The sequence below is a fragment of the Mesorhizobium sp. M0016 genome (genome assembly GCF_040324035.1).
Lineage (GTDB): Bacteria > Pseudomonadota > Alphaproteobacteria > Rhizobiales > Rhizobiaceae > Mesorhizobium.
Genome location: NZ_JAMYVM010000018.1, coordinates 90,848 through 102,501, shown reverse-complemented (window position 1 = coordinate 102,501; position 11,654 = coordinate 90,848). Strand labels below are relative to the sequence as shown.

The following is an 11,654-nucleotide window of genomic DNA, read 5'->3' as shown; positions in this document are numbered from 1 at the left end:
CGGCGTAACAGCGAAGTTCTGGCGCGTTGCGGGCGGCGTCAGATGACGACGCTATCGGTAATGTACGACGCCTCCACTGGCGTCGGTGAGAAATGCGCATTCAACTATGCCTGTTGGTTGCGTCTGCCGAATTGCGCAAGGTCGCGGGTCTTAACTGAGATCAGAGACTTGGCTGCCCTCTATCAAAGTCAAACGACTTGGCTCTTTCAGATCGAATTCAATTACCCGTGGTGCGAAAAGGCGTGCATATCGTGTAAAGGCGCTCGTCGGGGGAAACCGAATTACGGTATCGCAGCGCCCGAGAAGATACATCTCAACGAGGGCGGAAATTCCGCCGTCAATCCCGAGTGCTGCAGTGTGTAAGGGGCCACCTTGATTGGATCCGAAGTGCTTCGGGACAGTGAGCAGATCGGGAAACCTGGCCGACAGAAGATCCAGTATCCGCGCGCTGTCCGTGCATAAGAACAGCCGCACAGGCCTAGGGTGCGGTAACGCCTTAGCCTTCTCAATTGCAGCGCACACTTGCCGAACGGCGAGCTCCGGATCGGCCCAGTAGGGCGCATGCTCCATAATGTCTTCACCGTTGCCGTGCCGAACATGAATCCCGATGATGCTGTGCCCCTCAAAACATTCCTGATAAATGGCATCTATGCGGGCTTGAATTTCTGGCCGAGGCTTGACACTCTGGAACACCTGCCGCTCTGCTTCCTCATCGCACCGCCACATCAGACAAGCGTCACACACTACTGTGTTCGCTTCGACATCGTGTTCGGCCTGAAAGAGCTCGCCCAACTCATCGCGCTCTTGGAAAATCTGCTCATCTGGCCGGTAAAGGCACTCGATCGCCGGCCTGTTCCACCACTCCGGGAAGAATGGACCAGGGAAGGAAACGTCCTTGATCCGGTCGTCGGAAATAGCCGGCACCCCAGCGATGTCATTGATCGGCTGGAAGAACACCGGAAACGCATTTGTGAAGGGTTGGTCGAGGTAGCAGGCGCCCCGCCAGTCGATGACTAGAGTTCGTCCCGACCGCTGCGCGTAGCGCCAAGCGGCCGCCAACGACCACAGACAATCACCGAACCCCGTACGCCTCCGAGAGACGACGAACCGGCGCTTTTCCAATCCACTAACATGCATTTTCGGAAATCTCGTTTCGGAGAGGAGGTTGCATCCGGTTGGAATCCTTAGTCGACACTAGTAGACCCTGACGCCGCGCCCTTGGCAGTGGCCGGGCCATAGGGCAGAAGAGCTCACTCAGCACTGCCCACTAATCCCGTGACGCTCGCAAAGCTTGAAGCCGATGCCCTAGCTTGGGGTTGCCCTCGCTTCCGGTTCAGCCTTCTCTACTGGGCCTCCGCGGCATATGTAAAATCTATTGAGTGGATGCCGGCCATCCGTGTGTTGGATGCCATGATGAAGGGGCTCGGCTGACGCGGGCCCGGTCAATAGAGCCGAATCAGCCGGAAACGCTGCGACACTGCCTGCCGAAGCAAATCATTCCGTCGACGCCGTACGCCAAGGGTGCAAGGCTGCATACAGCAACCGATACCGGGCGAGATGAGGTCGACGGCTCGACGCGCCTGGAACCAGCTGATCGACAGAATCCGCAGTCGGCTCCCAAAGTTCTGCACGACCTGTGCCGGATGCTGTGGTGAGGGCTCGCGGCCACGAACTTTGTCCTCACCCCGAACGGAAGCTCGCGCTACGACTCCGGGCCGGCGATGCGCCCCGCTGCTCGCTCAGACCATCCATTCTGTGGATGCACTTTATCCAAACAATCGATTTCACTGATCCAAACAATTCCCATTAGAAGACGCTGAAGCAAGAAAGAAAGGCGTCCTCACTCGCTGATAGAAGAGAAAATCAGCTGCAAGGTGCTGGGAGTACATGTCGCTCAGGGCGTGAGCTGAGCGGCACTCAGACCGCACGTACGAGTCCGACAGGTTAGCGGCGCGACTCTATTTTTGCTCGTGACTCTAAGCAGAGCAGGTGTGCTCGGCTGGCGGACCGTCAATGACGATCTTCGCGCCGCATCTGTCGAAGTGCTCCATAGGGCACGGGGCGGGCCGCACATTGTATCGGCGTGGCGAGCCGGAGCCGAAACTTTAAACTTTAATAGAGCAGGAATAGAATGGGTGATAGCAGGAAAGTTGCTCTTATTACGGGCATAACTGGACAGGATGGTGCCTATCTTGCCCGTCTTCTTCTCAAAAAAGACTACATCGTCCATGGGATTAAGCGACGTTCCTCTTCCTTCAACACCGGTCGTATCGAAGACCTCTACCAAGACCCGCACGAATCCGATCCGCGCTTAATCTTGCATTACGGTGATCTCACTGATTCGACTAACCTCATCCGCGTGGTTCAGGAATCTCAGCCAGACGAAATTTACAACTTGGCTGCTCAGAGCCATGTCCAGGTGTCGTTCGAAACACCTGAGTACACAGCAAACGCGGACGGTATCGGTACATTGCGACTTCTTGAGGCGATTCGCCTCCTCGGTCTGACGGACAAGACCCGCTTCTATCAAGCCTCGACTTCAGAGCTATACGGCCTCGTGCAGTCCGTACCGCAGAACGAAACGACGCCCTTTTACCCGCGCAGCCCTTACGCCGCCGCCAAGCTCTACGCCTACTGGATGGTCGTCAATTATCGCGAGGGCTATGGTATGCACGCTTCCAACGGCATTCTTTTTAATCACGAAAGCCCCCTTCGTGGGGAAACTTTTGTGACGCGCAAGATCACCCGCGCTGCCGCTGCTATTTACCTGGGCAAGCAGGACAAGCTTTATCTCGGCAATCTCGATGCTCAACGCGATTGGGGGCATGCGCGTGAGTACGTGCGAGGTATGTGGATGATGATGCAGCAGGATCAACCGGATGATTACGTGCTGGCTACGGGCAAAACGACTCCTGTCCGCAAATTCGTCGAGTGGGCTTTCGAAGATGTCGGCGTCGAGATCGAATGGCGTGGCAAGGGTGTCGACGAAAAGGGCCATGATGTAGCGAGCGGCAGATGCCTAGTCCAAGTGGACCCACGCTACTTCCGCCCCACGGAAGTCGATCTTCTCCTGGGTGACGCTACCAAGGCAAAGGAGAAGCTCGGCTGGGTGCATGAGATATCCGTGCGCGACCTTGTTGCGGAAATGGTCCGCGAAGACCTGAAGGTCATGCAGACATCTGTAGTCATGAAGGAAGCGTAATGTATGATCTGAACGGAAAAACCGTGTGGGTCGCTGGCCATAAAGGTATGGTGGGCAGCGCTGTTGTACGCCGCCTCGCGTCCGAAGACTGCAAAGTTGTGGCCGCCCCTCGGGGAGAGCTAGATCTCAAGCGACAGACCGAAGTTGAAAACTTCGTGGCAGTGATGAAACCGGACGCTATCGTTATGGCGGCAGCAAAGGTAGGCGGTATTCTCGCGAACGCCACCTATCCGGTCGACTTTCTTTACGACAATCTGATGATCGAGGCCAATATCTTCGCGGCAGCCCACGAAAACAATGTCGACCGCGTCCTCTTCCTCGGCTCGTCTTGCATCTATCCGAAGATGGCACCACAGCCCATTCCTGAAAGCGCGCTATTGACCGGGCCACTAGAGCGCACCAACGAATGCTACGCCGTCGCCAAGATCACCGGCATCAAAATGGCTCAAGCCTATCGCCAGCAATATGGCCGTGACTACATCTCCGCTATGCCGACGAATCTCTACGGGCCAGGCGACAATTATGACTTGCAGTCAAGCCACGTCATCCCAGCGCTGATCCGGAAAGCGCATGAAGCTAAGCTCATAAGTGATAAGCAAATCACCATCTGGGGCACGGGCACACCACGTCGGGAATTCATGCACGTCGACGACTGCGCCGACGCATTAGTCTTCCTTCTGAAGAACTACTCTGACCATGATCACGTGAATCTCGGCTGCGGACAGGACATCACGATCCTAGAGCTGACTAGAATGATCTGCCGTGTAGTCGGATTTACCGGGGAGATCGCGCATGATCACTCTAGACCTGACGGTACACCGCGAAAGCTGATGAGCGTCGACAAGCTGCGCACTTTGGGATGGGCAGCAAAGATCACTCTCATGGAAGGCATCGAGAGTGTCTATCATGCATTTCTGAACGGGAGCTACACCGAACGGCGATAGATAAGAGGATTTGCTGCGTCTCAGGCCTGTACGCGCTTTCGGGACCCAGAGCTAATGTGGACTGAGACAATCACTCGATGGCGATAGCGCTCATGTGAGCCAGCCGCGAGGAGCCCTGCCGGACCCGGACCCCATCCGCTCCAACCTCGTCGCTATGAAGGTCACGGTGCGCTGCCCACGCCGGCGCCGACTGCGTCAATCCTCACAAGGGTAACCGTCGAGAACCGAACGCGTCTACGGTAACCGAATGTACTTCTTGTTCTCGTCCGAGGGATCTGTCGATGGGCATTCCGGACGAGCCAAAGTTTGAGCATGTTACCTTCAAAACCCGGTTAGCAACGTCGGATTTGGTATGAAATTCGGAACAAGTGGATTACGGGGCCTGGCGACAGAACTAGCAGGAGCCGCCTCTGCCCTATATGCAACGGCATTCGCGACATTCCTGCTGGAATCCGGCCTGGCTAGAATTGGCGACGAGATACTCATAGGGCGCGACTTTCGCGCCTCGAGTCCGGCCATCGCCGCCGTCTGTGCGGCGGCACTGTCTGCGCTCGGCTTCATCGTAGTCGATTGCGGCGCAGTCCCCACCCCTGCCCTGGCACTGTATGCTCAGGCGCGTAAGAGTGGTTGTTTGATGATCACAGGCTCGCACATTCCGGCCGACCGTAATGGAATAAAATTCTATCGACCCGACGGTGAGATCGACAAGGGTGATGAGCGGGAGATAACGCGCATCGCCTTGCAGTTGGAGAAGCGCGGACACGTCCTTGAAGGTGCTGTTGCACGTCGGCAGCACCGGGAGGCCGAATGCAAGGCCTTTTTCATGGCGCGCAATCGAAAGCTTATGGAGATTAATGCTCTAAAGGGCTTAACGGTGGGCGTATATCAGCACAGCACAGTCGCGCGCGATCTCTTGGTTGACATTCTCTCATATCACTGTGCGACGGTCGTAACCCTGGGACGTTCGGAAGGTTTTATTCCTGTCGACACTGAAGCGGTCTCTGACGAGACTGCTCAACAGTTCAAGCTCTGGGCCAAAGAGCATCGGCTTGATGCGGTCGTCTCGGCAGATGGCGATGGTGACCGCCCACTGGTAGCTGACGACCACGGAGACCCCCTTCGCGGTGATTTGTTAGGCCTGATTACGGCGAACTTCCTGCAAGCGAAGGCAGTCGTCACGCCGGTCACATCAAACTCTGGTATCGAGACCGCAGGTTCTTTTAAAGTCGTGCGAACCAAGGTTGGATCTCCATTTGTTATTGCTGCCATGCTCGATTTGGTTGCGTCGGGTCACGAGCGCGTTGTTGGTTTCGAAGCAAACGGTGGTTTGTTGACCGGCACGGACTTTGACCCGAACGGAACTAAACTGCCAGCGCTACCTACACGCGACAGTTTTCTCCCCATCCTTGCGGCACTTTCCCTTGTTAATAGAAGTGGGCAGCCACTGTCGGAGATTGGCAGTTCCTTTCAATTGCCAGCGGCGGTGGCGGATCGCTTGGAAAATTTTTCCGTCGAAAGCAGCACTCGCCTCATGACATACCTTCGTACAGCGGAAACTAACATCGCCGCCTTCGTCGGGTCGATTGGAGTGGTAAGCAAGGTTAGCGATGTTGACGGGCTTCGTATCACTCTCGCGGATAAGCGTGTCTTGCATTTGCGTCCATCCGGAAATGCCCCGGAAATGCGGTGCTACGTCGAAGCCGAAAATCGGGAGGACGCGGAGCTTTTGCTCCGGACTGGATTGGATCGAATTCGTAATTGGACGCAAGGCTAAATAAAAGCCGCCTCCCTGCGTATTCCAGGTGACCCTGGGGGTCGCACGAGCTACTCTAGCGCGATCAGAACGTCCACAGTGTCCCTGGCAGCTGTCCGCTTTGAAGCGAACCGGAACGCCCGTGGAAATGGCCGGGCGGTGGACGTGAGCCGATCCGTACCGGCCCGAAGCGTCCGGTAGCTCATGGTCAAGGCAGCGCCTTCCGGTAGCGAACAGCCGGTCCCGCACTCACCGCCTGTGCCGCATGTACGATGGCGTTGGTGTCCAGGCCGTGGTGACGGTAGAGGTCCGCAATAGTCCCCGTCTGGCCGAAATGCTCGACCCCGAGCGCCTTCACGCGATGCCCGTTAACCCCACCGAGCCACGCGAGCGTCGCCGGGTGGCCGTCGATCACGGTGACGATGCCGCAGTCACGCGATAGCGGCGCGAGCAGCCGCTCGATATGACTCAGGGCGCCAATCGCGCCACGCTGCCGGGCTCGTTCCGCCGCCTGCCAGCCCGCATTAAGCCGGTCCGCGGAGGTGATCGCGAGCAGCCCGACATCGCGCCGGTCCTCCGCCAGAAGACCCGTCGCGGCAATCGCCTCCGGCGCGACAACGCCTTGGTAAGCAATGACGACACTCGCGTTCGGCCCGGGCGGACGCAGCCAATAGGCGCCGTTGACGATGTCCCGCGCGAGCGCCGGTTTCATGTCGCGCAGCGGCTGCTCGAGCGGCCGGGTTGACAGGCGAACATAGACCGATCCTCCGGTCTGATCACGCAGCCACGTCGTCTCATCCGGATTCCCCTCGCCATTACGTTGCATGTAATCGAAGGCAAAGCGCATGATCACGGACAGTTCGTCCACGAAGGCCGGTTCGAAGGCGCAAAGCCCATCCTGCGCCATGCCGATCAATGGGGTGCCGATCGACTGGTGTGCCCCGCCCTCGGGCGCCAGCGTCACGCCCGAGGGCGTTGCGACCAGCATGAAGCGCGCATCCTGATAGCAGGCGTAGTTTAGCTGGTCGGCCGATCGGTAGATGAAGGGATCATAGACTGTCCCGATCGGCAGTAGGCGCACGCCATTAATCGAGTGCGAGAGACCGAGCGCCCCGAGCATGATCATCAGGTTCGACTCGGCGATCCCGAGCTCGAGGTGCTGCCCCTTCGGCCCAAATTCCAGGTAAAGGTCGACGGAATGCGTTCGGCCTTGAAGGTGTCCGCCATGGTCTCCCGGGCGAAAAGGCCGCGCCGGTTGACCCAGCCACCGAGATTGGTCGAGACCGTCACATCGGGCGAGGTGGTGACAATGCGGTCGGCAAGCAGACTGCGCTCTCGTGCGATGTCGTTCAGGAACTGGCCGAAGCCCATCTGGGTCGAGAGCGGCTTGCCGGGCTGCCCCGGTGACGGAAGGGTTTCGGGCACCGGCACCGACGGCGCAGACAGCCTCCTACGGCCCTCACTGAAGAACGGCGCCCTTGCGAAGAAGGCGTCAAGTTCCGCTTCCGGCAAGTTGGCGGCCGCCCATTTGTCCCACTCCTCACCCCGCTTTACGCCCATTTGCAGGCGGTAGTCTTCCATCTGCGTGGGCGTCATCTGCCCCGCGTGGTTGTCCTTGTGTCCGGCAAGCGGCAGACCGTAGCCCTTGATGGTGTAACAGATGAAGCAGACGGGACGGTCATGCCTGGACGCCGCCTCGAAGGCTTCGAGGAGGCTCGGCATGTCATGCCCGCCAAGGTTCGTCATCAACGCCTGCAACTCGTCGTCGGAGCGGCGTTCGATCAGAGTGGTGACCGGCCCTTGGTCTCCGATCTCGTCGAGCAGCCGCTTGCGCCAGGCAGCACCCCCTTGGAAGGTCAGCGCCGAATAGAGCTGGTTCGGACAGCGCTCTATCCACTCGAGCAGCTTCTCGCCCCCCGGCTCGGCAAAGGCAGCCTCTTGCAGAGCGCCGTGGCGCAGGACCATCACGTCCCAGCCGAAGTTGCGAAAAATCTGCTCGAACCGCTGCCAGAGGCCCTCCCGGATCACGGCGTCGAGCGACTGGCGATTGTAGTCGACCACCCACCAGCAGTTCCTGAGCCCGTGCTTCCAGCCTTCGATCAGGGCCTCGCAGATGTTGCCCTCATCCATCTCGGCGTCGCCGATCAGGCTGACCATTCGGCCCTCGGTACGCTCCTTCATCCAGCCGTGACCCGAGACGTAGTCCTGCACCAGCGACGAGAACAGCGTCTGAGCAACGCCGAGACCCACCGACCCGGTCGAGAAGTCGACATCGTCGACATCCTTCGTCCGCGAAGGGTAGCTCTGCGCGCCCTTGTAGCCGCGGAAGTTCATGAGCTTTTCATGGGTCTGGTTGCCCGCCAGATACTGAAGTGCATGGAAGATCGGCGCCGCATGGGGTTTGACCGCCACCCGATCCTGCGGGCGCAGGACCGAACCGTAGAGCGCGGTCATGATGGTGCTCAGCGACGCGGACGAGGCCTGATGCCCCCCGACCTTGATCTCATCGCCCTCGCGGTGGTGGTTGGCGTGGTGGATCGTCCAGGCTGCGAGCCAGGAGACGCAGCGCTCGATCTCGTTTAGATATTCCAGTTTCCTCGTCATTCAGTTTCCCGCAAATCAGCTGCCGGTCTCACAGGACCCCCGCCCAAATGGTCAAAGATCGAGCTTCAACACACCTGTCGCGCGCGACACGCAGGGGATGAAGCGGTGGCCGCGTGCCTCTTTGGACAGGACGGCATCCCGATGGATCGGCTGTCTCGCCAGCATTGCGCATTCGCAGGTCCCGCACACCCCGTTCTCACACGAGGCCATCAACGGCACACCGGCCGCACGCAAGGCGGCCAGTGCCGTGGTCTCAGCCGAAACCTCAACCACCCTGCCCGCACGGAGTTCTATGAGGAATGGTTCCGGTGGCGCGCCATCAAACTCGGGAGGCTGGAAAGTTTCGAAATGAACCGTGCCCTCGGGCCAGGGTTCAGCCGCCCGCCCCACGGCGGCCATGAATCCAGGCGGCCCGCAATAGTAAACCTGAGCCTCGACCGAATGGTTCGCCAGCAGCGCGGCGATGTCCTGGCGGGTCGCCGGCTCGTCGTCGAAATGGAACCGAACATTATCGCGAGGAAGATCGTCCTCGATTACCTCCAAGAGTGGCGTGAGCGCCCGGCCGCGGGTGAAATAGTGCAACTCGAAGGGCTTGGCCTGCCGGGCGAGCGCGCGCGCCATGGCCAGAACCGGGGTGATCCCGACCCCCCCTGCCAGCAGCAAAGTCGGCCCCTCGCCTGGCTTGAGAGCAATATGGTTGCGTTGCGCGGAGACAGGCAGTGTGGAGCCGACGACAATGGTTTCGTGGATCCACGCCGAGCCGCCACGGCCGTCATTCTCGCGCTTCACCGCGATGGTGTAGCAGCTGAGCTCGGTCGCGTCGCCGCAAAGTGAATACTGACGTACCTTTCCTTCGGGAACGTGAGAACCCGCTTCGAACGCCGGCAGCACAGGTTTGCGTGGGTGTTTCAGGTCGATGACCAGCACGTCGCCCGGCTCCTTGCGGACAGCGGTCACGGTCAGCTTCATGATAATACGCGGCGAGGCCATGGCGTTTCACTCGTCGATGGGCAAGATCAGATCACCGGGGCGGATCACGCCCCCGACCTCGATTGTGCAGTTCAGGCCGGAGCGGTTCAGAAGCCCCTCGTAGAGACCCGGAAGCCCCAGCAACTCCTCGATATACTTGCACGGCACATTCATCCGGGCGGCTCTGAGGATCGTTTCCCCGACCCGGAAGCGTTTGCCGACAAGATGGCCAAGCGGAACGCCTCGTGTCGTCAGATTGCGCCGGTGATCTTCGGGTGCGAGCTTGGCCTTGAAGCCCGGAATCCTGGGCTCGCCCTTCGCGATGGCGTCCAGAACTTCAGCTTCGATCAGTGTCACCCCCCGAACGTCAGGACGCGCCGAATAGGTCCCCGTCCCCAGGTAGTAGCGGTCTCCGACAATGCCTTGGCCGGCAATAAGCTGCGCCTGCGCCAGCTCCTCCATTTCATAGGAGGCAGCGGGCGCGATATGGACGTGAAGCAGCTTTCCTCGCCAGGTCATCATCGCTCTCGGAATTCGTCTCGTGGAACCTGCTGCAAAACTGGCCTGATCAACAGCGCCAGTTGCATGGCATTTTCCCGGTCCAGTTGGCTGTCTGGAAAGAAATACGAGGGGTCTCGGACCGTTTTCAGCGCCAGCTTTCGACGTCGCCCCGTCTCAGTTGTTCCGCGCCGGCATCGCGTCTTGCACCTGCTTGACAACCTCTCGCAGGATCTCAACGCCCTTCCCGATCTGCCGAATGCTCAAGGCGGCATAGCCCATGACAAGTCCGACGCGATCGGTGCGGCCTTCGTCCGATGGCCGTTCGTAGAGCGGCGAGATCAAGTGTAGCCCCAGGCCAGCGTCGCGGGCGGATTCGACCAAGGCCGTTTCCCGCGATCGTGGCAGGTCATTGAACCAAACCGCGACGTGCAGTCCCGCATCAGCTCCCTGGACAGTGATGCGATCCCCGAAGCTGTGCTGCAAGGCACCCAACAACGTTTCCCGACGCTCGCCGTTCAGCCTGCGCACACGGCGCACATGGCTTTCGTAGCCGCCGCTCTCGATCAACGATGCCAGCGCTTCCTGTTCAGCGACCGGCGAATGCCGGTCTGCGAATTGTTTGGCGGTTGCGAAGACCTCCTGCAATTCGGGCGGGAGGACGAGGTAGCCGATGCGCAGCATCGGCGAGAGCGTTTTGGAGATCGTGCCGAGATAGATGACAGCCCCGTGGTCCTCGAGACTGTGCAGCGGAGGGACCGGATTGATGTCGTAGCGATATTCGCTGTCGTAGTCGTCCTCGATCACATAGGCGTTGTTGTGCCGCGCCCATTCCAGAAGCTGATGGCGGCGCGCGATCGGCATGACGCCGCCCAGCGGAAACTGATGCGATGGCGTCACATAAGCCAGTCGTGCTCCGATCCCCGCCAGCAACTCGGTCCTCATGCCGTATTCATCGACGATGACCGGGATGGGTGAAGCACCCGTACTGGCAAAGACCTGACGCGCCATCCTGTAGCACGGATCCTCGATGACGAAGCTGTCGGCGGGATCGAGAAGCAGGCGCGCGCACAGATCAAGGCCCTGCTGCGAACCGCTGACGATGACGATCTGGTCGAGGTCGCAGCTGAGGGTCCGAGCGCGCCAGAGATATCCCTGAAGCGCCTGGCGGAGCCGGCGCGAGCCGCGAGGATCGTCATAGGCAAGACGCAGCGGGCGCTGCCCCATCGCCTCGTTCATCGCGCGTTTCCAGACCAATGATGGGAAGTCCGACGGTGCCAGGTCCCCATAGCGGAACTCGACCTTCAGCCCAGTCGGCAGATAATCTGGCCAGGGTGACGTCGCGCGCAGCCGCTCGCCATATGCGGACAGGTGGATTGGGCCGACCCGTTTCGCGTGAGTGCGGCCCGTCTCATGGCCGATCAACGAAGACGCAACGCGAGGTCGCGCGCCTTGACGGGCTTCGATGAAACCCTCCGCAGCCAGTTGCTCATAGGCGATCGTCACCGTGGTTCGCGAAACGCCGAGGTCATTTGCCAGGGCCCGGGAGGATGGCAACTGACTGCCGGTTTCGTAGACGCCGCCGAGGATTTGCTCGCGAAGGGCTTCGTATATCTGGCGTGCACCCATCGCATGCAAGCGCGCTGCAGACCCGGCACTTGAAGACTGGACCATCTCTTTCATC

Annotated in this window: 7 protein-coding genes and 1 pseudogene; 3 read left to right on the top strand and 5 right to left on the bottom strand. The window is 59.7% G+C overall.

The genetic code is table 11. The features are described 5' to 3' along the window. Nucleotides 1-150 precede the first annotated feature (150 nt). Nucleotides 151-1,137 (bottom strand): nodulation protein NodZ, encoded by a 987-nt coding sequence (locus tag NKJ88_RS23400; protein ID WP_352445709.1) that lies wholly within the window; start codon nt 1,135-1,137, stop codon nt 151-153. A gap of 994 nt (nt 1,138-2,131) precedes the next feature. Between NKJ88_RS23400 and gmd the strand changes: the two genes are divergently transcribed. From gmd to NKJ88_RS23385, 3 genes are all read left to right on the top strand, one after another. After that, nucleotides 2,132-3,202, top strand: a complete 1,071-nt coding sequence (gene gmd / locus NKJ88_RS23395; protein WP_352445707.1) for a GDP-mannose 4,6-dehydratase — start codon at nt 2,132-2,134, stop codon at nt 3,200-3,202. Next, a complete protein-coding gene (gene fcl / locus NKJ88_RS23390) occupies nt 3,202-4,146 on the top strand; it encodes a GDP-L-fucose synthase (RefSeq protein WP_352445705.1) in 945 nt (314 codons plus the stop codon). The genes gmd and fcl overlap by 1 nt, the downstream gene beginning before the upstream one ends. Before the next feature lie 352 nt (nt 4,147-4,498). Then, entirely contained in the window at nt 4,499-5,920 is a 1,422-nt protein-coding gene (locus NKJ88_RS23385) for a phosphomannomutase (RefSeq protein ID WP_352445703.1), read from the top strand. Nucleotides 5,921-6,107: 187 nt separating this feature from the next. Here NKJ88_RS23385 and NKJ88_RS23380 read toward each other — a convergent pair. From NKJ88_RS23380 to pdxR, 4 genes and pseudogenes are all read right to left on the bottom strand, one after another. Continuing rightward, a pseudogene (locus NKJ88_RS23380) lies at nt 6,108-8,503 on the bottom strand (transketolase). 51 nt (nt 8,504-8,554) lie between these two features. After that, nucleotides 8,555-9,493 carry a PDR/VanB family oxidoreductase gene (locus tag NKJ88_RS23375; RefSeq protein ID WP_352445701.1) on the bottom strand — a complete coding sequence of 313 codons (939 nt, stop codon included), beginning with the start codon at nt 9,491-9,493 and terminating at the stop codon, nt 8,555-8,557. A gap of 6 nt (nt 9,494-9,499) precedes the next feature. Beyond that, the gene (locus tag NKJ88_RS23370; protein ID WP_352445754.1) at nt 9,500-9,991 is read right to left on the bottom strand and encodes an MOSC domain-containing protein; all 492 of its coding nucleotides are present in this window, start codon (nt 9,989-9,991) and stop codon (nt 9,500-9,502) included. A gap of 156 nt (nt 9,992-10,147) precedes the next feature. Further along, nucleotides 10,148-11,653: a MocR-like pyridoxine biosynthesis transcription factor PdxR gene (gene pdxR / locus NKJ88_RS23365; RefSeq protein WP_352445753.1), complete on the bottom strand. Its 1,506-nt coding sequence runs from the start codon at nt 11,651-11,653 to the stop codon at nt 10,148-10,150. Nucleotide 11,654 lies beyond the last annotated feature (1 nt).